This window comes from Bacillus sp. GM2 (assembly GCF_056155945.1).
Genome location: NZ_JBRKSZ010000008.1, coordinates 445,332 through 468,647, shown reverse-complemented (window position 1 = coordinate 468,647; position 23,316 = coordinate 445,332). Strand labels below are relative to the sequence as shown.

General features: G+C 48.2%; 20 protein-coding genes. 16 read left to right on the top strand and 4 right to left on the bottom strand.

Features of this window, described 5'->3' with window-relative positions:
* Positions 1-42: 42 nt before the first annotated feature.
* From ACVC9U_RS17140 to ACVC9U_RS17130, 3 genes are read right to left on the bottom strand one after another with little or no spacing between them, the layout of a single operon-like run.
* Positions 43-687: a YcnI family copper-binding membrane protein gene (locus tag ACVC9U_RS17140; RefSeq protein ID WP_017473977.1), complete on the bottom strand. Its 645-nt coding sequence runs from the start codon at positions 685-687 to the stop codon at positions 43-45.
* 2 nt (positions 688-689) lie between these two features.
* A complete protein-coding gene (locus ACVC9U_RS17135) occupies positions 690-2,336 on the bottom strand; it encodes a copper resistance protein CopC (protein WP_441391625.1) in 1,647 nt (548 codons plus the stop codon).
* 19 nt (positions 2,337-2,355) lie between these two features.
* Positions 2,356-2,928 carry a DeoR family transcriptional regulator gene (locus ACVC9U_RS17130; RefSeq protein WP_441391330.1) on the bottom strand — a complete coding sequence of 191 codons (573 nt, stop codon included), beginning with the start codon at positions 2,926-2,928 and terminating at the stop codon, positions 2,356-2,358.
* 260 nt (positions 2,929-3,188) lie between these two features.
* Between ACVC9U_RS17130 and nirB (ACVC9U_RS17125) the strand changes: the two genes are divergently transcribed.
* From nirB (ACVC9U_RS17125) to cobA, 5 genes are all read left to right on the top strand, one after another.
* A complete protein-coding gene (gene nirB, locus ACVC9U_RS17125) occupies positions 3,189-5,483 on the top strand; it encodes a nitrite reductase large subunit NirB (RefSeq protein ID WP_441391329.1) in 2,295 nt (764 codons plus the stop codon).
* 1 nt (position 5,484) lies between these two features.
* The gene (nasC, locus tag ACVC9U_RS17120) at positions 5,485-7,644 is read left to right on the top strand and encodes an assimilatory nitrate reductase catalytic subunit NasC (RefSeq protein ID WP_441391328.1); all 2,160 of its coding nucleotides are present in this window, start codon (positions 5,485-5,487) and stop codon (positions 7,642-7,644) included.
* Between the two features lie 113 nt (positions 7,645-7,757).
* Positions 7,758-10,178, top strand: a complete 2,421-nt coding sequence (gene nirB / locus ACVC9U_RS17115; protein WP_377903431.1) for a nitrite reductase large subunit NirB — start codon at positions 7,758-7,760, stop codon at positions 10,176-10,178.
* 30 nt (positions 10,179-10,208) lie between these two features.
* Positions 10,209-10,529, top strand: a complete 321-nt coding sequence (nirD, locus tag ACVC9U_RS17110; protein WP_059231878.1) for a nitrite reductase small subunit NirD — start codon at positions 10,209-10,211, stop codon at positions 10,527-10,529.
* 123 nt (positions 10,530-10,652) lie between these two features.
* Positions 10,653-12,113, top strand: coding sequence for a uroporphyrinogen-III C-methyltransferase (gene cobA / locus ACVC9U_RS17105; protein ID WP_441391327.1), 1,461 nt, complete (start codon positions 10,653-10,655; stop codon positions 12,111-12,113).
* Positions 12,114-12,138: 25 nt separating this feature from the next.
* Here the strand turns inward: cobA and ACVC9U_RS17100 are convergent, their stop codons facing one another.
* Positions 12,139-12,819, bottom strand: a complete 681-nt coding sequence (locus tag ACVC9U_RS17100) for a GntR family transcriptional regulator (RefSeq protein WP_441391326.1) — start codon at positions 12,817-12,819, stop codon at positions 12,139-12,141.
* Positions 12,820-13,046: 227 nt separating this feature from the next.
* Between ACVC9U_RS17100 and ACVC9U_RS17095 the strand changes: the two genes are divergently transcribed.
* The 11 genes from ACVC9U_RS17095 to pxpA all read left to right on the top strand — a co-directional run bounded on the left by ACVC9U_RS17095 (position 13,047) and on the right by pxpA (position 23,293).
* A complete protein-coding gene (locus ACVC9U_RS17095) occupies positions 13,047-14,690 on the top strand; it encodes an SLC13 family permease (protein WP_441391325.1) in 1,644 nt (547 codons plus the stop codon).
* A gap of 128 nt (positions 14,691-14,818) precedes the next feature.
* A complete protein-coding gene (locus tag ACVC9U_RS17090) occupies positions 14,819-15,214 on the top strand; it encodes a 3-hydroxyacyl-ACP dehydratase FabZ family protein (protein WP_165426065.1) in 396 nt (131 codons plus the stop codon).
* Positions 15,215-15,229: 15 nt separating this feature from the next.
* Positions 15,230-15,694, top strand: coding sequence for a tRNA (N6-threonylcarbamoyladenosine(37)-N6)-methyltransferase TrmO (tsaA, locus tag ACVC9U_RS17085; protein ID WP_243943464.1), 465 nt, complete (start codon positions 15,230-15,232; stop codon positions 15,692-15,694).
* 170 nt (positions 15,695-15,864) lie between these two features.
* A complete protein-coding gene (locus ACVC9U_RS17080; protein WP_441391324.1) occupies positions 15,865-17,916 on the top strand; it encodes a BglG family transcription antiterminator in 2,052 nt (683 codons plus the stop codon).
* A 16-nt stretch (positions 17,917-17,932) separates the two neighbouring features.
* Positions 17,933-18,214: a PTS sugar transporter subunit IIB gene (locus ACVC9U_RS17075; RefSeq protein ID WP_003179002.1), complete on the top strand. Its 282-nt coding sequence runs from the start codon at positions 17,933-17,935 to the stop codon at positions 18,212-18,214.
* 23 nt (positions 18,215-18,237) lie between these two features.
* Positions 18,238-19,611: a PTS ascorbate transporter subunit IIC gene (locus tag ACVC9U_RS17070; protein ID WP_145608015.1), complete on the top strand. Its 1,374-nt coding sequence runs from the start codon at positions 18,238-18,240 to the stop codon at positions 19,609-19,611.
* A 15-nt stretch (positions 19,612-19,626) separates the two neighbouring features.
* Entirely contained in the window at positions 19,627-20,259 is a 633-nt protein-coding gene (locus tag ACVC9U_RS17065) for a transketolase (protein ID WP_441391323.1), read from the top strand.
* On the top strand, positions 20,204-20,464 hold the full coding sequence (locus ACVC9U_RS17060) for a thiamine pyrophosphate-dependent enzyme (protein WP_441391322.1): 261 nt from the start codon (positions 20,204-20,206) through the stop codon (positions 20,462-20,464). Before ACVC9U_RS17065 ends, ACVC9U_RS17060 begins: the two co-directional genes overlap by 56 nt.
* Positions 20,461-21,414, top strand: coding sequence for a transketolase family protein (locus ACVC9U_RS17055; protein WP_441391321.1), 954 nt, complete (start codon positions 20,461-20,463; stop codon positions 21,412-21,414). The genes ACVC9U_RS17060 and ACVC9U_RS17055 overlap by 4 nt, the downstream gene beginning before the upstream one ends.
* A gap of 73 nt (positions 21,415-21,487) precedes the next feature.
* Complete coding sequence (locus ACVC9U_RS17050; protein ID WP_020450202.1) at positions 21,488-22,243, top strand: Cof-type HAD-IIB family hydrolase; 756 nt, start codon at positions 21,488-21,490, stop codon at positions 22,241-22,243.
* A 288-nt stretch (positions 22,244-22,531) separates the two neighbouring features.
* A complete protein-coding gene (gene pxpA, locus ACVC9U_RS17045) occupies positions 22,532-23,293 on the top strand; it encodes a 5-oxoprolinase subunit PxpA (RefSeq protein ID WP_048350569.1) in 762 nt (253 codons plus the stop codon).
* Positions 23,294-23,316: the final 23 nt, after the last annotated feature.

Genomic DNA, 23,316 nt, shown 5'->3' with positions numbered 1-23,316 from the left:
AACAAAAATGCTGTCGGGTTGTTCCCGACAGCATTTCATTTTTTACGATTTCTTTTTCCGCACTGTCAAGAGCAGCGCAGCACCTCCAAGAAGCACGGCGAGGATCGACAGGATCAGGGAAGCGGTTTGAATCCCTTGTCCTCCTTGACTGTCTTCATTTTCTGCGGCAGCGTTTTGTTTCGTTGAAGCGCCGTGTGCATCAACCGTTTCGTGTCCGAGTTTTGCAGCGTCGACAATGCTTGTGATTGCATGCGGGGTATCGGCGTCATCATCACCGGTCCACTCGACAATTGTGCCGTCCTTATAATATTGGTATGCGTTCCAGGCGGCCTTTTGTTCTTTGTCAGGGTTTTTGGCGGTGAAGGTAAACTGCTGGAATTCACCAGGCTGAATGCCGCCGTTTTCGGCTTCCCACGTCACCCTTGTTACTTTTTCGTTTTTGCCGGTTTCAGTGCTCGTTTTCCAGCCCGGCACCGGTTCATACTGCTGAAATTCAACACCGTCCGGCATGATGAGAACGACCTTGGTTGTGGCGTTGTCTTTTTCAACCGGTACTTTAACCGTGTATGTTTCCCATGAGCCTGCTGCTGATTCGGTCGGTTTTACCGTGACATGTGCGCTGACCGGCACGGAGAAAAGCAAAAATGATGCTAGGATTGCACCCATCCATAATGTCTTTTTCAACATAATCAAAACTCCTTTTTATTAATTTTTGCATTGAAAACTGTTCTGATTTCCTCAAATGACGCCGTTAATCCGTGAACGCGGATCTTCCAGATGCCGTCTTCGCTTAAATTTAAATTTTTCGTTTGGAAAACACCGTCTTTATTTTTGCTGAGGCTGAACGTGCTTTCCTTGTCATCCCCGAAAAGCCCGGTTTTCTCAACGGTTAATTCAATTTTTTGGATATCTTTGACGACGTCTCCTTTTCTGTTTCTGACGGTGACTTCAAACGTATTTGAGCCCGGCATGTTTGGGCTGATTCGGAGTGACAGCGTATTTCCTTCCGTCAGCTGCTTCGTCTCACTGAAAGGCTGCGGCAGCGGCGCGGGCGGACTTGGAATATTGGTGAAAACCGCCGTGGTCAGCAGAATGAGAAGCCCGACCGCCCATTCAGCTTTCATCGAACGGCCGCCCTGCTGTTTCGGCGCTTTTCTAAAACGGAAATAGTGAAATGCTCCGAGTCCGATCATGAGAAGAACGAGCGCCGCTTTCACAAGGAGCGCTTTTCCGTAAGCTGTCCCGAGCAGGTTATCCAGTGTGTGAACAATAAAGAAGCTGTTGAAAAGGCCCGAGAATATAAGAAGCCCTGCAGAAGCGAGCGCCCATGGCGAGAAGCGCCGAATGGTTTCCCATATCAAACTTTTGTCAGGCTTCAGCCAGTCTTTTCCGAAAAACAGCACAATCATCGCGAGTCCGCCCGTCCAAATGGAAGCGGCATTCAGATGGATGAAGTTCATCGCGATCGTCATATAGCCGGCGCTCGTCGAAGCGGCATGGCCGTCGAGCGATTTGACGAACAAAAGCCCGGCAAAAAGGAACAGGCTCAAGATCGCGCTCTTCAGACCTTTTCTGTTCGAACAAAAAACAAGCAAGGCGATGATGGCGATGTTGATCAGCCACAGCATTCCGCCCGTCGTATTCAAAAGCGTTTCTTGTAAAAGCGAAGGCTGAAAAGCCCCGCTCCACGAAACGCCTGCGTTTACTTTGGTTTGCAGGGGCAGCTGAATGATGATGGCGGCCCCTGTCAATATGAGCGCCGCATTCTTGATCCGCATCAGCCGGCGCCGTTTGTCACCCGGCCATCCGTTTTCAGGGCGGTGCCATACGAGTTGCAAAAGAGCGGCTCCCATGAACAGGGAGAAACCGGTATACAAAAGGACGCGTTCCATGACGGTATCGGCTGCCGGCAGGCCTGATGCTTGATTTTGCTGCTCTTTCGGCAGCCCGCCTTGAATGTTTCCGATGCTGAAAGGGATCGTGCCTGATACGGGATGCCCGTCTGCGGATACGGCTCTCCATTCGGCCGAGTAGATATCATCCTTTAACTTCGGTTTCAGCGTGACGGTCATGATTTTAGCGTTTTGCGGGTCGATTTCCGTTTTGCCGGAATCAACGCGCTCACCTGACGAATTTCTGACCGTTATCGAATGAAACCCGTTCTGAATCGCTTCATTGAATTCGATCTTGATTTCTGCAGGCGCTTTTTTCAGCTCCTGATTTTCAGCTGGAGTTGATTTTACGATATATGCGTGAGCAAAAGCGGCTTTTGGCAGCAAAATGATACAAAGAACAGCGAGAACTGTCCAGAGTGTTGCTCTTTTCATCACATTCATCCAATCTTTTAACAAAATTTCACGTCTTCAGGCTGCAGCAGCTGTTCTTCATCGTTTTCTGGACGAGAAGCGCGGCATCGTCAAACGATAACAGCTGTCCGCCAAAGCCTTTTTTGAATTTCCGCGCATCCGCTTCAGAAGCGAAAGGGATCGCCTGCGGCTCGCAGCAGTTCAAATGAAGATCCGTATCCAGCAAAAAGACGGCGGCTTTGGCGCTGATCGTCGTATCCAGCAAAAAATCCCTGCAGATTATCTGTGACACGTCATCTTTCACTTTCTCATAGCGGAGCATTGCGCAATGGGCGCAGCAAAATTGTTCAATTTGACTGTCGTTTTTTACAATTTGCACGGAAAGCCTCGAACCTGCCCCTTTTCCGCAAACGACGCAAAGCTGCCCAAGCTGCTGTTTCGGCTTGTTTAGCGCAATTCCGCCTGCCGTCTTGATGACCTGTCCGTTTTCAACAAGCGGTTTAATGTCGCGGTAAACGGTCATTTCAGAGACGTTCAGCCTTTTCGAAATGTCCGAAATGCGCAGAGATTCTTCTTCTTTGACCCACGCCAATATCTGCTGTCTTCTTTTAATCGGTAGCATTCTCCTCCTCCATTTCTTATGTTCTTTATTTTAAGCCTAGTAGATTCCAGGAAAAGAAACAAGCAGAACGTGATAAAAAATGTGATAAAATGTTGAACTTTAACATCGGCAGCAAAAGCCGTCAAAGCGTCAGCAATGAGTACTGGTCAAACCGTCCTGTTTCTAAAATTTTTTGTCAGGAAATGTAACAGGTTTGAACGCTTTAGCGATGCAATGTGAAATAATAATCCAGAGCAAAGCTGCAGAGGGGAGGGGAGAAAATGGGGAAACAAAGGCTGGTTTTAATAGGAAACGGCATGGCCGGAGTTCGCACTGCGGAAGAAATTTTACAACACGGCGGGAGCCGGTTTGAGATCGTCATCATCGGCAGCGAACCACACCTCAGCTATAATCGGATTCTGCTGTCTTCTGTGCTTCAGGGGGAAACGGATTGGAACGATGTGATGACAAAAAGCCGGAGCTGGTATGAAGATAACGGGATTACACTTTATACAGGGGAAACGGCTGTCGCAATCGATACGGAGAAACAGACGGTGGCGACAGATCAAAACCGCGAAATCGCTTATGACAAACTGATCATTGCGACGGGCTCTTCCCCGTTTATCCTCCCGGTTCATGGTGCGGATAAAGAAGGGGTATATGGTTTTAGAACAATAGACGATTGCCGGGCATTGATAAAGGCATCAAAGCGGTTTGAAAAAGCGGCCGTCATCGGCGCGGGAATTTTGGGCCTTGAGGCGGCGCGAGGATTGGCAAACCTCGGGATGAAGGTTGATGTGATTCACCACTCTTCCTGCATCATGCAGAACCAGCTTGATCCGCCGGCATCTGCCATGCTCCAGAAAGAGCTGGAGCGTCAAGGGATCCATTTTCTTTTGGATAAAGATACAGAGGCGATTTTAGGAAGATCCCGCGCCGAGGGTGTGCGGTTTAAAGACGGGACGGAGGTCAGCGCCGATCTCATCGTCATGGCTGCCGGTGTCAGACCGAATATCGAATTGGCCAAGACGAGCGGTATTGCAACAAACCGGGCGATTATCGTCAGCGACTATATGGAGACAAATATTCCAAATGTCTACGCCGTCGGTGAATGTGCGGAGCATAACGGAACGGTCTATGGTCTAGTCAAGCCATTGTATGAACAGGGGAAAGTGCTGGCCAGACATATTTGCGGGCTCGAATGTGCCGGTTATCAGGGCTCCGTTCAGTCCGCAGCTCTAAAAATTTCCGGCATCGACGTCTTTTCGGCAGGGAAAATCACAGAGGACGACTCGACAACGGCTATTAAACTTTTAGACGAAGCGTCAGGAGTCTATAAAAAAGCCGTCTTTCAAGGGGATAAAATGGCCGGTGTGATTTTATACGGAGACACCTGCGGCAGCCAACGGCTGTTGGAAAGCATCATCAAACAAAGGGATATTACCGTTGTCAAAAAAGAGTTGTTTCAATCGGAAGAAGACAGTGCAGTCACTTCTATGGCGCTTAGTGAAACGATCTGCCAATGCAACGCGGTTTCCAAAGGCGCGATCATGGAAGCCATACAGACGCACGGTTTAAAGACGGCCGAGGAGGTCAAAGGCTGTACAAATGCTTCCGGATCATGCGGCGGCTGCAGGCCGTTGCTTGAAGAACTGCTGCTCCATACCGCTGAACAGGATGATTACGTATCTGCGGCGGAACAGCCGATGTGCGCCTGCACTTCATTCGCGGAAGATGAAGTCGTGAACGAAATACAGATAAGAAATCTTTCTTCCGTTCACGAAGTCATCTCGGCGCTTGGCTGGAAAAACAGCAGCGGCTGCCGGATTTGCGTGCCCGCGATTCACTACTATTTAAAAATGATCCGTCCGGACATCCTCTATGAGGAGCACGAAGAGGAGACAGATACAATCATTCCGCAAATGTACGGAGGCCGAACGAATGCCGAAGAGCTGATGCGCATTGCAGAAGTGATTGAAAAATATCAAATTCAAGAGGTGTGCATGACACACCATCAGAGATTAAAGCTTGCTGGTATCAAGCCGGAGTATATAGAGCGGGTGAAAGAAGAACTCGGCATGCCGCATTGCCCGCCGCCGCACAAGCGGATTGCCGCGGTTAAAACGTGCACGTGCGGATCACCGCAGATTCAAACATTGGCAGCAGACTTGGAAAAAGCGGCAGAATCCCTCCTCATTCCGGCCAAGGTCTCGATCGGGGTGTCGGGCTGTTTGGACGATTGCGTGTACGCTTCAGTTCATGACATTGGACTTCTCAAAGTAAACGGGGGCTGGGAGATTTATGCGGGCGGCCAAGGAGGACAGCATGCTTCTCCGGGAGAGCTGCTTTCAGTAGCCGACTCGGCGGAGGAAGCGGGGGAATTCATGAAAGGCCTGCTTCAATATTACCGCGAAACAGCAAATTATCTCGAGAAGGTCGGGCATTGGATTGAACGCGCCGGCATCATTCATATCCGGGAAGTTTTATTTGACAACGGACTTCGCGGCCAGCTGATCGAACGGCTTGAAAAAGAGAAGCGGCTGGCTCAGCAAGAAACGATAAAAGGGCTGATGTGAATTGACAGAACGATTGCTAAAGTACTTTCGCACAAAGCAAAAAGAAGTGCAATCCGAAAAAACGTATGACACCCAATGTCCATTTTGCAGCATGCAGTGCAAAATGCAGCTCATTGAACAGACGATTGTGACAAGAAAAAAATACACGGCGGTCGGAAAAGACAATCCGACGACAAAAGGACGGCTGTGCATGAAAGGGATGAACGCCCACCAGCACGCGTTTCATTCAGAGAGGATCACCCATCCGCTGATCAAAAAAAACGGCGAATTCGTCCGTGTGACATGGGAAGAAGCGCTTCAGTACATTAAAGAGCAAGTCAAAGCGATCCAGCATGAAGATGGCCGTGATGCTTTTGGTGTATACGGCAGCGCGTCCATTACAAACGAAGAAGCGTATTTGCTGGGGAAGTTCGCCCGCGTCGCCTTGAAGACGAAGCATATTGACTACAACGGCAGGCTTTGCATGTCGGCGGCCGCCACAGCTGCAAATCAAACCTTTGGAATGGACCGGGGGCTGACAAATGCCCTTTCCGAGATCCCCCATGCAAGGGTCATCATCCTCGCAGGTACGAATATCGCAGAGTGCCAGCCGACGATCATGCCGTATTTTGAAGAAGCGAAGCAAAACGGGGCCTACATCATTGTCATCGATCCCCGCGAAACGGCAACGGCCAAGATCGCCGATCTGCATTTGAAAATCAAGCCGGGGACAGACGCCGCGCTCGCAAACGGAATGCTGAAAGTCATCATTGAAGAACAGCTGACAGACGGAGCTTTTCTCAGAGAGAGAGCGGAAGGTTTTGAAGAGGTCAAGCGCCATGTGGCGTCTTTATCACTTGAAGACATTGCGGACAAAACCGGGATACAAATCGAGCAGATCAAAAAAGCTGCAGTAAAATTTGCCCGCGAGGAGACGGGAATGCTGTTTACGGCAAGAGGGGTTGAACAGCAAACAGACGGAACGGCTGCTGCCAGAAATTTACTGAATATTCTAATATCAACTGGGAAAATCGGCAAATTTGCTTGCGGCTACGGCGCCGTCACCGGACAAGGAAACGGACAGGGGGCGCGGGAGCACGGCCAGAAAGCAGATCAGCTGCCCGGGTACCGGTCGATTGAAAACGAAGCCGACCGCGCCTATATTGCGGATGTTTGGGGCATAAAAGCTGAAGACCTTCCGGGAAAAGGTGTATCCGCTTATGAAATGATGGAGAAAGTTCATGAAGGGGAAATTACAGGGATATTTTTAATGTGTTCAAACCCTGTTGTATCCAGCCCGAACGCTGGCTTTGTCAAATCCGCTTTGGGAAAATTAAAGTTTTTTGCAGCCGTTGATTTGTTTCTTTCTGAAACGGCTAGACTCGCGGACGTCATTCTCCCCGCATCATCCTATCTCGAGGACGAAGGAACGATGACCAATCTGGAAGGCAGAGTGACATTAAGGGAAGCCTCAAAGCCGTGCCTTGGTGAAGCGAGGCATGACTGGCAAATTATTTGCGATATCGCCGCAGCTCTTGGAAAAGGCCGTTATTTCTCATATCGATCGGCAGAGGATGTTTTTAATGAATTAAGAAAAGCGAGCCGCGGCGGAATTGCCGACTATTCGGGGATCACTTATGAACGTCTGAGAAAGGAAGGCGGCATTTTATGGCCTTGTCCCAAACAGGGGCACCCCGGGACACAGCGTCTGTTTGAATCATCCTTTGCCCACCCGGACAAAAAAGCGAAAATGTGCGTCGTCCCGAACGAACCAAAGATCAAAAAAGATGAACCGACTGAAGAGTATCCCCTTTATCTGACGACCGGAAGGGTGATGTCTCACTATTTAACCGGCGTACAGACGAGAAGGAGCGCTGCACTCAAGGCCAGACACTTTGAATCATTTATGGAAATCCATCCGAAAACGGCGGAAAAGTACAACATTGGCGACAGGATGCTGGTCAGGGTGGAGTCGAAAAGAGGCAGCATCATTGTCAGGAGCAAATTATCGGAAGCCATCAGGCCGAATACCGTTTTTGTGCCGATGCATTGGGCAGATTCGCAAAATGTGAATGATTTGATAGCGGATACGCTCGATCCGTCTTGCAGAATGCCGGGATTTAAGGTTTGCTCCGTGAAAATTCGTCCGCAGGTTGACAATTTTGTGAATGAATTGTCATAAAAAGTCATAAAAAGTTTACAAAATTAACTATAATTTGTGATAGTTTTAAAGATGTAAACAGAATACTTGTTTAGAGCGTATAGTGAATTGTTTTGAAAAAGGGGAGGATCATAGTGGAAAAAAAGCAGCTAGTCCTTGTAGGGAACGGTATGGCCGGGGTCAGGGCCGTTGAAGAAATTCTTAAAATTTCAAACGAAGAGTTTCAGATCACGATTTTCGGAAACGAACCGCACCCAAACTATAACCGGATTCTTCTTTCCAAAGTGCTTCAAGGAGATACGGATGTTAAGGACATTACACTGAATGATTGGGATTGGTATGAAGAAAACGGGATTCAGCTGTATACAGGTGAAGAAGTCGTTAAAGTTGATCCGGAGTCCAAAACCGTCATCACGGATGCGGGAAGAGTCCAGCCGTATGATGAACTGATTTTGGCGACAGGTTCTCTCCCTTTTATTCTGCCATTGCCCGGAGCGGATAAAGAAGGTGTAACAGCATTCCGTGATATCAAGGATACGGATATCATGCTCGAAGCTTCCAAAACGTACAAAAAAGCAGCCGTTATCGGCGGCGGATTGCTGGGACTGGAAGCAGCGCGCGGACTTCTTAACCTTGGCATGGATGTTACCGTTATCCACCTCGCGCCATATTTGATGGAGCGTCAGCTTGATGCAACCGCGGGACGGCTTTTGCAAAAAGAGCTTGAAAAGCAGGGCATGAAATTTTTGCTGGAAAAGCAGACAGAAGAAATTTACGGAGAAACACGTGTCGAAGGCTTAAAATTCAAAGACGGCTCAATGCTTGAAGCCGATTTGGTCGTCATGGCGGTCGGAATCAAGCCGAACGTTCAGCTCGGCAAAGACTGCGGCCTTCCGGTAAACAGAGGAATCGTCGTCAATGATTACATGGAAACCGAAGTTCCCAACATTTACGCTGTCGGAGAATGTGCGGAACATAGAGGCATTGCCTACGGACTTGTCGCGCCTCTTTATGAACAGGCAAAAGTGCTTGCCAAAAAAATCTGCGGCGTTGAAACGGCTCCGTATGAAGGATCTGTTTTATCAACCCAGCTGAAGGTTTCCGGTGTTGAGGTCTTTTCCGCCGGTGACTTTAATGAGGATGATGGAGAAGACAAAAAAGCGCTCAAAGTGTTTGACGAACAGGACGGAATCTACAAGAAAATCGTTCTGCGCGGCAATCAGGTGATCGGAGCCGTACTGTTCGGAGACAGCAGCGAAGGCAACAGGTTGTTTTCCATGATTCAAAAAGGAGCGGATATTTCAGATACTTCTAAAATTTCAATCTTGCAGCCTTTGAATCAGGAAGAAGGCATGAGCTTGACCGCTGCGATGAGCGACGATGAGATCGTATGCGGCTGCAACGGCGTTTCGAAAGGGATGATCATTCAAGCGATCAAAGAGCAGGGCTGCACGTCGACGGATGAAATTAAAGCCTGCACAGGCGCATCACGCTCTTGCGGAGGATGTAAGCCGCTTGTCGCTGAGATTCTGCAGCATACGCTCGGCTCAGAGTTCGATGCTTCAGCACAAAAAGAAGCGATTTGCGGATGTACGGACCTTTCAAGAGACGAAATCGTGGCCGAAATCAGAGAAAAAGGGCTGACCCATACGAAAGAAGTCATGAACGTGCTCGGCTGGAAAACGGCGGAAGGCTGTTCCAAATGCCGCCCTGCGCTTAACTACTACCTCGGCATGATCAATCCGAAGGAATATGAAGATGAAAGAGAGTCCCGCTTCGTCAATGAACGGATGCACGCCAACATTCAAAAAGACGGCACATATTCAGTCGTACCGCGGATGTACGGCGGGGTTACCAATTCGAATGATTTGCGGCGCATCGCTGATGTCGTCGACAAATATGAAATTCCGCTTGTGAAAATGACCGGCGGCCAGCGGATCGACCTGATCGGCGTCAAAAAAGAAGATCTTCCGAAAGTATGGAGTGATCTTGATATGCCTTCAGGATTTGCTTACGGAAAAACGCTCAGAACCGTAAAAACGTGTGTAGGCGAACAGTTCTGCCGCTTCGGCACGCAAGACTCAATGGCCCTCGGAATTGACCTTGAGAAAAAATTTGAAGGGCTCTACACGCCTCACAAAATTAAAATGGCGGTTTCCGCTTGTCCGAGAAACTGCGCCGAATCCGGCATTAAAGATATCGGCGTCGTCGGCATCGACGGCGGCTGGGAAATTTACGTCGGCGGAAACGGAGGCACGCATTTGCGCGCAGGCGATCTGTTAATGAAAGTCAAAACGGCTGAAGAAGTCATCGAAATTACAGGCGCGTATCTTCAATACTATCGTGAAACAGCCAACTATTTAGAGCGGACATCTGCATGGGTTGAACGTGTCGGCTTGTCCCACGTCCAATCCGTATTGAATGATAAAGAAAAACGCAAAGAGCTGAATGACCGCATCAATCAAGCCCTGTCTGTCCATAAAGACCCGTGGAAAGACTTTTTGGAAGACGAAAAGACAACAAAACAGCTATTCGAGAATGTTGTCACTTCTTAAAATGAGAAATCAACTTGAGGAGGAATTCACATGGTGAACAAGAACTTAACAAAGGTGTTTGTTTCGAAGATCGGGGATTTGCCGAATCAGCTTGGGAAGACAGTGCTTATCGAGGACAAGGAAATCGCGGTATTCAAGCTTTCTAACGGCAATGTCCGCGCGATTGAAAACCGCTGCCCCCACAAAGGGGGCGTGCTTGCCGAAGGAATGGTAAGCGGCAAATTCGTCTTCTGTCCGATGCACGACTGGAAGATCAGCCTTGAAGACGGCAAAGTCCAAGAGCCTGACACAGGGTGTGTTCAGACATACGAAACGATCGTTGAAGGCGAAGATTTGTATATCGTTTATTAAACGGCTGAACAAGCGATATCGAACGTGTCACGATTTTTGTCAACAGGGTCGCTCAATGTGATCCCTCTTTATTTTAAAAAACAAACGCGTTCACAGAATCGGCAGATGGAAGGATGACAGTTGATGGGGAATGGGAAAGTATATTTTGTCGGGGCCGGACCGGGCGATTCAGGATTGATCACATTAAAAGGAAGAACACTGCTCGAGACGGCGGATGTCATATTGTATGACAGGCTCGTCAATTCCCGGCTGCTTGAGCATGCAAAAGCATCATGTGAATTTGTCTACTGCGGCAAGCTCCCGGACCGCCATTATATGAAACAAAGTGAAATCAATGCACTGCTCATTGAAAAGGGGCTGAAAGGCCTCAAAGTGGTCCGGCTGAAAGGAGGAGACCCGAGCGTGTTCGGCAGAGTCGGAGAAGAAGCGGCAGCCGTCAGCGAACACGGCATCCCGTACGAAATGGTGCCCGGCATTACATCGGGAATCGCCGCTCCTCTTTATGCCGGACTGCCTGTGACCCACCGCGATTTCGCTTCATCCTTTGCCGTAGTCACCGCCCATGATAAATCGGGCAAACCGGAGATGAATTGGGAAGGGCTGGCCAAAGGCGTCCAAACCCTCGTCTTTTACATGGGGATCAAAAACCTTGGTTATATATGCGAGCAGCTGATGAAACACGGCAAGTCTCCCCTTGTTCCCGCGATGGTCATCCAATGGGGCACATGGGGCAGGCAGCGGAGCGTGAAAGGGACATTGCAGAATATCAGGGAAAAAATAACCGAGCATCAAATCAAAAATCCCGCGATCATCGTCATCGGCGACATCGTATCATTCAGGCAGAACAGCTGGTTTGAAGAAAAGCCTTTGATCGGGCTGAACATCATGGCAGTCAAAAGCTGTGAAGAAGAACGAGTCCCGGTGGAGACGCTTCGTGAACAAGGCGCTGAAGTTGTTGAATGGCCGAAATGGAAATCAGCCGAAACGGTGCCTGACGATACGGTTTTAGATCGAATTGCTTCTTTTGACAGCCTGCTGTTCACGTCAAGTGCATCACTGCGCAGATTTTTCAGCCGGCTTGCCGCTTTGAAGATCGATGTCAGGGAAATGCTCGGCCGGCTCTACGCTTCAGATCTGCATGTAAAAGCAGCTCTTGAAGAACGGGGATTTTCCGCTTTTCTGCAGGCGGAAATGCCGGTTTCGGGCAGCTGTTTGCTGATCGGCAGCAGGGAAGCCGTGCAACATCAACCGCACTCCGGGTGTGAGATATTGATTACACATGACAGGATGATCGACAGCCGCTTTACATCGATCATTAAACGGGAGATCGAGGAGTTTCCTGTTGATATCGTGATGTTTGCGAATCGCACATGCGTCGAGCTGTTCATAAACGAGGCGGAGACAATCGGCCTCCATCCGGAAAAAACGGCTGCCCGCCTGCAGGCGGTCTGCCTCACGGAAGAAGCGGGGAAGAAGGCTGCAGCCGCAGGGTTTCAGCGCGTTCATGTTGTGAATGAACGTGACCGCCTTCCGGATATCATCAAAGGGATCAACCGCACAGCCGAATTTGTCTGCCAGAGCTGAAAAAAGCAGGGGTAACCCTGCTTTTTTAGCGTGCGGAACTGCTTCCGAACAACACCTCTTTTAAATAGCAAAGGTCTGCCTCTATATGCTTCCACATTGATTCGGCAGCCTTGGCGTCATTTCTGTCCTGCATGTGACGCAGAATCTCCTCGTGCTGATTGATGATGTCAAGGGTGCGTTCCGGTTTTTCAAGGTTTTTGCTCCGGTAAAAAAAGGTCAGCGACCGCAAATCAAGCAGCTGTTTTTGCAGGCGTTCGTTTTCGCTCGTTTCGATGATGAGATCATGAAATTGCGTATTTAGGAGAAGCAGCGCATTGGCAGACTCCGGACTTTGACTTTCTTGGTGTTTACGCGCTTCAGAGAGCGTTTCGGAAATGTGCTCCAGTGTTGCATTTGAAGCAAGGCGGGTTGCCAATGAAACGGCCAGGGATTCGAGCGCCTGGCGGCATTGGTATATTTCTTCAAGGTCTTTGATTGTCGGTTCATAAACTGTAATTTTTGATTTATCATCTATCAATAACAGACCTTCTTGTTCAAGTGTCCGAATCGCCTCCCTGACAGGGCTGCGGCTCACTTGCAGCTCCTTGGCGATTTTGGATTCGTAGATCCGTTCGCCGGGCCGATACCCTCCTTTAATAATCATATCTTTTAAATAATGATGGACTTGATCATGATAAGAGACTGCACGTTGGATCGAAAACTTCACGCTGTTCACCTCGTTTATTTTTCACTGCGGAAATCACTAATAGTCTAGCAAAAAGAGAAAAATACCACCAACCTAAAATTACCATAATATTGAGTATTTTGTGACAAAAAAGTGTTGACTGCCATTAGCTGTCCGTTATAATGAAGTTATAACTGTCGACAGTCGGCAGCTTACTTTTTAGTTACTATTGTAAGCGCTTTATCGATAGAGGGGAAGGGGGATTTTTGATGAAATCAAGCGTTGTGTCAGCATGGGATATGCTTTGGAGATCACACCGGGAAGCAAAGAGGCTGCTTTTATTCGCCATGCCTGTCAGGGCGGGAAAAGATGCCGATTTAAAGATCAAGTCTGAGCAAACCATGAAGGAAGAAAAACCGCCGAGCTATAAAACGCCTCAGAAAATCGGGCTGCTGCTTGGTCCTGCATTGTTTTTCGCTGTCCTTTTGTTCTTTTTTCCCGAGGGGCTGAGCTATGAAGGAAGAATGGTATTGGCGACCACGTTGTGGGTTGCGGTATGGTGGATTACAGAAGCTGTTCCGATTCCGGCTGCATCATTGCTGCCGATCGTGCTGCTTCCGCTGACCGGGGCGCTGGAAGGGGCAGCTGTCACGTCAAGCTATGGCGATCCGATCGTCTTTTTATTTTTAGGAGGCTTCTTAATTGCACTTGCGATGGAGCGCTGGAATCTTCATAAACGGATCGCGCTCAATATCATTTCTGTAGTGGGTACGAGCACGTCAAGGATCGTCCTCGGTTTTATGGCTGCCACAGGGTTTTTGTCGATGTGGGTCTCAAATACGGCCGCGGTGATGATGATGCTTCCGATTGGGACTGCTATCATTCATCAGGTATCAGCCGTCATGAAATCTGAAAGAAAAGATTTAGCCGGAGAAGAAGCGAAATTTTCAAAAGCGCTGATCTTCAGCATCGGGTATGCGGGAACGATCGGCGGACTCGGTACGCTGATCGGCACACCGCCGAACATTATTTTGGCGGCCAATATTAAGAAGCTGTACGGAGTTGAAGTGTCTTTCGGTGGATGGATGGCTTTTGCCGTTCCGGTCGTTGTCATTTTGCTTGTAGCGGTATGGCTGTACTTGACGAAAGTGGCGCATCCGATCAAGATGAAGGAGCTTCCGGGCGGAAAAGAACTGATTCTCGAAGAAAAAAGAAAGCTCGGAAAGATGAGCTTTGAAGAAACAATGGTTCTGCTCGTCTTCGGGTTTGCCGCGTTTATGTGGGTGACGAGGACGTTTTTATGGGATGACAAAATACCGGGTATTGACGATACGATGATTGCGATATTCGCAGCTTCATTGCTCTTCTTGATCCCTTCGCTCAATAAAGGGGGCAGGGTATTGGACTGGTCGGTATCGAAGGACTTGCCGTGGGGGATTCTCCTTTTATTCGGAGGAGGCCTGGCACTCGCAACCGGTTTTAAAGAAACGGGTCTGGCCGAGTGGATCGGCGGAAGGCTTACGGTATTGGATGGATTTAACTTTGTGGTCATTGTTGTCATCTCAGCGGCATTGGTGCTGTTTTTGACGGAGATTACGTCGAATACGGCTACGGCGACTATGATTCTGCCTGTACTGGCCTCGCTCGCTTTAGCGCTGAATGTCCATCCGTACGCATTGATGGTGCCTGCTGCAATGGCGGCAAACTGCGCCTTCATGCTGCCGGTCGGCACGCCGCCGAATGCAATTATTTTCGCATCGGGCAAATTGAAGATCAGCGAGATGGTTCGAACCGGCTTTGTCATTAATATTTTCACACTGATTTTAATCGTCGGAGCTGTGTTCTACATTTTGCCGAATTTATGGGGAGTGGATCTGACCGTCTTCCCGGACAATCTGAAATCGAATGGATGAAGCAAAGCCGGGGGCTTAGGCCCCGGCTTTTTGTCTTGGTGGAATTTTTGGGCGCTCAGCAGCTTCATTCTGTGTCATCGCGCTAATTAAAAGAGTAAGGTATAATCATGTAAAAAAGGATGATCAGCGTGAACAATTCTGTACTGCCGCATCAATACCCGTTTCTATTCATTGACCGCGTAGTAGAAAGCGAGCCGGGAAAATGGGTGAAAGGATATAAATTTATAACGGAAAACGACTGGTTTATGACGGGAAACCAAAAGGAAATGCCATTTTCCATCATCATTGAAGCGCTGGCTCAGACCGCTGCATTTACTGCGCTCAAAGACTCAGCTGAGATCGGCTTTCTGTCTTCGGTGAAAAAAGCTGAATACATCGGCAAGGTCGTTGTGGGAGACAAACTTGATCTTTATTTTGAAGTTTCCCGCTTTAAAAGAGGGTTTTTATTCGGCAACGGAACCGCCTCAGTAAACGGAAAACCGGCAGCGAAAGCGGAGATCGGGATTTTTATGGAAGCGAAGTGAAAGCGGGGGATAAATTTGATAGAAATAAAGCCTGTCGCGTTTGTGAAAAACTTGCGGACTGTGCCGAAGGATGATCATTGGGGCGATGTGATTTCTGAAATTGAATTGGCTGAAGATATCCATCCGGACGCTTTAAAAGGGATCGAAGCATTTTCCCATTTGGACATTATCTTTTACTTTCATCAAGTAAAAGAGGATCAAATACAATATCAAGCGAGGCGCCCGAGAAACAATCAAAACTATCCTGAGACAGGAATTTTCGCCCAGCGCGGAAAAAACAGGCCGAACAGGCTCGGCGCGACTGTTGTCACCCTTCTTGAAAAATCGGAGAGCAAGCTTGTAGTAAAAGGGTTGGATGCGATTGACGGAACACCTGTAATCGATATCAAACCGGTGATGAAAGAGTTTCTTCCGAAAGGGCAAATCATACAGCCGAAGTGGTCGGAAGATTTGATGAAAGCATATTGGCATGACAGCTGATTGATAGAAAAAAACCTCTCAACATCTTTTGAGAGGTTTTTTCATGCTTGTACGATAAAAAAGAAGGATATCAGACCAATCTTGAAGATCGGAAGTCCCATGAATTGTACCCAATCGGCAAACAAAATGAAAACGCTTTATTATATGATGACAATAAGGGGGGCGCAAAAATGATCAACGAGAAACGTCCGGCTCAATTGCTCCAATATTTGCTGCGTGTCAGAGAAGCGACAATGCATCAGCTGCTTGATCATTTTCAATTATCAAAACGGCAAATCTGCTATGACCTGGACAAAATCAATCATTGGCTGACCGGCAAGCAGCTGCCTGAAATCGAATATAAAAGAAAAAACCGGCTGGCCGTTCCGGAAAAATTGCTTGAATTGCGGTTCTCCGAAGCCTGTTCAGACATCGGCCGCTCGTTTATTTTTACACAGGAAGAGCGGATCAAAGCCTTGTACATGTTCCTGTTTGTCCGCAGGGAGCCGATTTCATCCGCTCATCTGACACAGTTATTGCAGGTCAGCAAAAATACGGTCATGAATGATGTGAAAAAAGCGAATGAAGCGCTGACTCCGTTTTTGGTGGCGATCAGATATACAAGACAGCGCGGCTATCATTTAATAGGAAGCGAGTTTGATAAAAGAGTTCCGGTCATGCACCACCTTTCTTACTTTTTACAAAAGCCTTACGGCAAAGAAATCCTTCATTATATTTTAAAAGTTTCCGGCTCATGCGATCACACACAACAAGAAACGAAAAGAGCGGTTGAACTTGTCTCGAAAGAATACAGGATTCAACTCGTTGAAGAAAGGCTCAATGAATTTGTTTACTTTCTGATGATGTATTCGATCAGAGTGGCCGAAGGGAAAATTGTCCGTTTTCACCAGGAGGAGGGGGAGCTTTTAAAGCAAAGTCCGCTGAAAAACGCAGCCGTAAGGCTTGTGAATGAACTTCGGATTCCCGTCCATGAAACCGAACTTTGCTACATTTTGATCCAGCTGCTCGGGCTTTCATTCGGACAACAGCCGGCGCATGATCCGCTTTATCAGCTGTGTGAAAAGCTTGTGTTTGAATTTGAATCAAGGGCATGCATCACATTTCCAAGGAGACGCGAGGTGGCGGAATCTCTTTACCGTCACTTGAAGCCGGCATATTTCAGAATGAAATACCGCATCCCGATTCACAATCCCCTGCTCAGCAAAATTAAGAAAGAGCACAAAGAACTGTTTACCATCGTTCAAAAGCTGATGCGGCACCTTGAAGCGCTGCTGAACAAACCGGTTCCAGAAGAAGAAATCGGCTTTATCACGATTCACTTTGGTGCATTGCTTGAGCAGCCGGTAAAATCCGGATCATCGAAAAAGACGGCTGTCGTCATTTGCCCGAGCGGCGTCAGCTCATCCTTGATGGTCAGGCGCCAGCTTGAATCGCTATTTTCAGAGATTGTCGTTGAGAAGGCGATGTCTTTGCAGGAATTCACACCTGACGTCTTTGACCGTTATGATGCCGTGTTTTCCACCGTTGAGCTTAAAACTAAAAAGCGATACTACATGGTCGGGCCGCTGATGACGCCCGCTGAAAAAAGCAGGCTTGTCAATGAAGTGTATCAGGAACTGTTCGGCGTGAAGCAAAAGGAGCTTTTGACAGACGAATTTCTTCACATCCTCAAGAAGCATGCCAAAATCATAGACGAAAAAGGCCTAAGAGAAGCATTGGAAAATATTGTATTTATTCAAAAAGTGACGGAAACAAGGGGGAAACGACCAGTGCTGAAAGATCTGCTGACAGACGAAACCATTCAAATGGCTGACCAAATCAAAAGCTGGGAAGAAGCGATTCAAACAGCGGCAAAGCCTTTGCTTGATAAGGAGGTGATCTTGAAGGAATACACAGATGCCATGATTGACAATGTCAAAAAAATGGGACCTTATATGATCATCGGCCCCGAGATTGCCGTCCCGCATGCAAGACCTGAAAAGGGCGTCCGAAAGGTGGGAATGAGTCTCCTGAAACTGAAGGAACCGGTCTATTTTTTGGATGATGAACAGTACCCGGTCAGGCTTTTGTTTTGCATTGCGGCGGTTGACCATACGACACATCTGAAAGCACTTTCCCAACTGACCCGGCTTCTCAGCAATAAGGAAAATCAGGAGTCCTTAAAGGAAACCGAGTCGTTGGAGCATATCAAACGTTTAATCGAAGCCTATTCATCCAATTAAAAACAGGAGGGGTACCATGAAGATATTGGCCGTTTGCGGATCAGGACTCGGAAGCAGTTTTATGCTGGAAATGAATATTAAGGATATTTTGCAGGAAATGGGGTTAATGGAGATCGAGGTGGATCATTCGGATTTGAGCTCAGCGTCTCCTGATCAAGCGGATTTGTTTGTCGTTGCCAAAGATATTGCGGAAGGAGCAGCCCACCTGCGGGATATCGTCGTGCTTGAAAGCATTATAGACATGGATGAACTGAAAACAAAACTGGTTAAAACATTGCAGGAAAAAGGAGTGCTTTAATCACAGAAAAGGAGGAACTGCAAATGGGTGAAAGAGCGCTAAAGCTGATGATGGATGTGTTAAGCCAGCCAGCTGTATTAATTGCAGCTATTTCTCTTATCGGTCTTCTGCTTCAAAAAAAGCCGGCTAATGAAATCGTGAAAGGGACGACGAAATCGTTTTTAGGTTTTATCGTGATTTCAGCCGGGGCGGGTATTCTTGTTGGTTCGCTTGAGCCGTTCGGAAAGATGTTTCAAGCGGCCTTTCATGTGAACGGCGTCGTTCCGAACAATGAAGCGATTGTCGCGATGGCGCTCAATGAATACGGGACGGCGACAGCGCTGATTATGTTTTTCGGGATGCTGTCCAACATCTTAATCGCCCGTTTTACGAGATTAAAATACATTTTTTTGACGGGCCATCACACATTGTATATGGCTTGTTTAATCGCCGTCATACTGGCGGTGGCGGGTTTGAAGGGTCCGTTTTTGATCGGCGTCGGAGCGGTTTCGCTCGGCTTGACAATGAGTGTGTTTCCGGCGATGGTTCAGCCTTTTATGAAAAAGATAACCGGCAATGATAAGGTCGCTTTCGGCCACTTTTCTTCAATCGGTTACGCTGTGTCCGGGTTAATCGGCAAAGCAGCAGGCAAGGGCTCGCGCTCGACTGAAAAAATCCGGTTTCCGAAGGGCCTCGGATTTTTAAGGGACAGTTCTGTCAGCATTGCGCTCACCATGACCATCTTGTACGTTTTGATAGCCTTATTTGCAGGGGCGGGCTATGTGGAGCGCGAGTTGAGCGGCGGTACACATTACCTTGTCTTCTCCGTTATTCAAGCGGTCACATTTGCGGCAGGGGTGTTTATTATTCTTTCGGGAGTCAGACTCGTGCTTGCAGAGATCGTTCCGGCTTTTAAAGGCATATCTGACAAACTTGTGCCGGATTCCAAGCCGGCACTGGATTGTCCGATCATTTTTCCGTACGCGCCAAACGCCGTATTAATCGGCTTTTTTTGCAGCTTCATTGGCGGCATTACCGGCATGTTGATTCTCGGAGCAGCCGGAGCCGTCATCGTTCTTCCCGGAGTGGTTCCCCACTTTTTCACAGGAGCCTCGGCCGGCGTCTTCGGAAACGCTGCAGGGGGGATACGGGGAGCGGTCTTGGGGTCTTTTGTCAACGGTCTGATCATTACGTTTTTCCCTGTGTTTCTGCTGCCGGTCATGGGTGATTTAGGCTTTGCCAATACGACATTTTCCGATACCGACTTTGCCGCGACAGGAATCGTGCTTGGCCATGCGTTGAAACTGCTGGGGGCCGGAGGAGTTGTAATTGGAATCGCAGCGGTATTGGCTGGTGCGGTCTTACTGGGCTTTAAACGCGGAAAGGCGGAGAAGTCCGATCATAAAGCTGAAGCGTAAAGGAGTGGGCAATCAGTGAGGGAAATCGATATGGAACGTTTTCGTGATCAAATCAGGCTGCTGATACTGAAACAGCTTCATCACCTCGGTTTTGGGCATTATGGGGGCAGTTTGTCAATCGCCGATGTGTTGGCCGTTTTGTATGGAAAGGTGATGAAAATAGATCCCGCCAATCCGTCGTGGGAAGATCGGGACTTCTTGATCCTTTCAAAAGGGCACGGCGGCCCCGCCTTGTATGCAGCGCTTCATCTTACCGGCTATTTTGAAGAAGATGTGCTCTATACGCTAAACCGAAACGGCACGGCTCTTCCGTCGCATCCTGACCGGAATTTAACCCCGGGAGTCGATATGACGACCGGGTCGCTGGGCCAGGGAATCTCGGCTGCGACAGGAGTCGCGCTGTCGCACAAGCTTTCAGGACGCACTAACCGGACCTTTGTCATTGTCGGCGACGGAGAGCTGAACGAAGGTCAATGCTGGGAAGCGATCCAATTCGCGGCACACCATAAGCTCCACAATCTTTATGTGTTTGTGGATGATAATAAACAACAGCTGGACGGTCCGACTAAAGACATTATCGATCCGCTGGATTTTGTCAGCAAATTTTCAGCCTTACGGGTTTTATTCCGAACGGGTAAACGGACATGAACCTGATGCGATTTATCAAGCGGTCAAAAGAGGAGAAGCCCAGCGGGAAAGGCCGGTTGCCGTCATCCTTGATACGGTGAAGGGAAAGGGCATCCCTTATTTTGAAAATATGGAGAACAGCCACCATATTAGAGCGAATGATGAACAAAACCGCATCATCGAAAAGATCATCATGACGCTTAAAGAAAAGGAAGTGAGGGCATGAATGAGGCGGCAGCAAATCTAAAGCTGGATGCTGTCGAAATGAGGCAGGCATACAGCTCGGCCGTTTATGAACTGGCTCAGGAAAACGCGGACATCGTGGCGTTGGAAGCGGATTTGATGAGCTCGATTTCCATGGACAAAATTAAACGGCGCATTCCTGAGCAAGTGATCAATTGCGGGGTTATGGAAGCCAATATGATAGGGATTGCGGCCGGGCTTTCGTTAACCGGAAGAATCCCGTTTGTTCACACGTTCGCCCAGTTTGCGACAAGACGCTGCTTTGATCAGCTGTTTGTTTCAGGTGCCTATGCCAAAACAAACATCAAGATTCTCGGTTCAGATTCGGGAATTACGGCTGAACATAACGGCGGAACCCACATGGCCTTTGAAGATTTGGGACTCGCCCGGCTAATCCCGAATGCCTTTGTTTATGAAGCGAGCGATGCAGCAATGCTCCAATTTTTGATCAAAAAGGCTGCGGCAGAGTACGGCATTCACTATATCAGGACGATCAGAAAAAAGGCGGTCAGACTTTATGATGAACATGAAACATTTGCAGACGGAAAAGCAAAAATTCTCATAGACGGCAGCGATGCGGCATTGTTTGCCAGCGGCATCATGGTCGCCGAAGCTTTGCAGGCGGCGGAACTGCTAAAAGAAAAAGGGATCGATGCAGCGGTCATCGATATGTATTGCATCAAGCCGATCGATCAAGAAACCGTGATTCGTTACGCACAAAAAACGAATGCGATTGTCACGGCAGAAAACCATAATGTTATAGGCGGATTGGGAAGCGCAGTCGCGGAAGTGCTGAGTGAACATCATCCCGCTCCGCTCAAGAGAATCGGGGTTCATGAAGCATTCGGACAAGTCGGGACGATCGATTATTTGAAAAAATATTACCGTTTGACCGCAGAACATATCGCACGGGCGGCGGAACAGCTCGTTTAAGTTTTCTTTGTCCTGGCCGATTTTTATATTAGAATAGATAAAAGCCTAAAAAAAGTGAGGTATCTTAAATATCGTGTCAGTCAGTCAAAGAGATCGAATCGATGTGAAGCTAGTAGCTCTGGATATGGATGGAACACTTTTAAATGATGAACAGACCATTTCTGATGAAAACAGAAATGCGATTAAAGAAGCCGAGGAAAAAGGGATTTATGTCGTGCTCAGCACCGGCCGGACGCTGATGACGTGCCGGGAGTTGGCGGAGTCGCTCGAACTGTCTTCTTTTTTGATCACGGCAAACGGCAGTGAAATCTGGGATTCGTCTTTTAACCTGGTCGAGCGCCAGCTGCTTCATCCCGATCATGTCCAAATGATGTGGGATTTGCGAAATCTGCACAACACCGATTTCTGGGCCGCCAGCGTCGATAAAGTGTGGAGAGGCGAGTTTCCTGAGGATATTCAGGCGTATGAATGGCTGAAATTCGGCTTTGATATTCCGGATGACGACGTCAGAAACCGGGTCCTGGAAGAGCTGAAAAAGAACAAAGAATTGGAAGTCAGCAATTCAAGCCCGACCAATATTGAAGTCAACGCCATCGGGATCAATAAAGCGGCCGCTTTGGCAAAAGTATGCGAGCGCCTCGGCTTTACGATGGAACATGTGATGGCGGTCGGAGACAGTTTAAATGATATCGCCATGATCAAAGAAGCGGGTTTAGGCGTTGCCATGGGGAACGCCCAGGAAATCGTCAAAGAAACCGCAGACTGGATCACGGATTCCAATATCGAACACGGAGTCGCAAAAGCGATCAGGCATTGGGTGTTGTCCTAGCCGAAAAAAGAGCCGATTTGCGGCTCTTTTTTTTGTGCAAAATAAAAAATATTCATGGACTGAAGCAAGCTGAAAAAACCTTGTGAAATCAGGTTTTTCAGCTAAAACTTTTTAGGAAAAATGATTTATTTTATGTGAGGTTTTCTAACAATATGATGCCAAGCGGGCAAATCCTTGATATAATCTATTCAAGTTTGATTATTCGGAATTAAGGTTCCGAAAATCGGAACAAAATGAGGGATATACTAAAATTCGACCGAATGTGCATCAATATATAGGGGGGATTTGATGAATCAAGTTGATTTAAACTGCGATCTTGGAGAAAGCTTCGGCGCTTATAAAATCGGGCTCGATGAGGAGATTCTCGAATTTGTTACATCAGCCAACATCGCTTGCGGATTTCATGCCGGAGACCCTGGTGTCATGCGCAAAACCGTCAAAATGGCGGCGGAAAAAGGCGTGAAAATCGGCGCGCATCCGGGACTTCCCGATTTAGCGGGATTCGGGCGCCGCAATATGGCGATTTCGCCTGAAGAAGCATACGATCTTGTCGTGTATCAAATCGGTGCGCTTTCAGGATTTTTAAAAGCAGAAGGCGTGACCATGCAGCATGTGAAACCCCATGGCGCACTGTATAATATGGCGGCGCAAAGCCGGGAACTGTCGGATGCGATCGCGCGTGCCGTTTATCAAACGGACCCGGAACTGATTTTATTCGGTTTGGCGGGAAGCGAACTTGTGCTTGCCGGTGAAAGAGCCGGTTTGAAAACGGCTCACGAAGTGTTCGCCGACCGTACATATCAGGAAGACGGAACGCTGACTTCCCGCCGCCAGAATGATGCGCTGATTCATGATGATGATGAAGCCGTCGGTCAGGTGATCCGCATGGTCAAAGAAGGCAAAGTCCGCAGCCTGCAAGGAACGGATGTCAGCCTTAAAGCAGATACGGTGTGCATTCACGGAGATGGTGCACACGCGCTTCAGTTTGCGAAAAAAATCCGCCGCGAACTCAGAGCAGCAGATATTAAAATACAAGCTTTTTCTACATGATGTTGACAAAAGGAGGAATACCA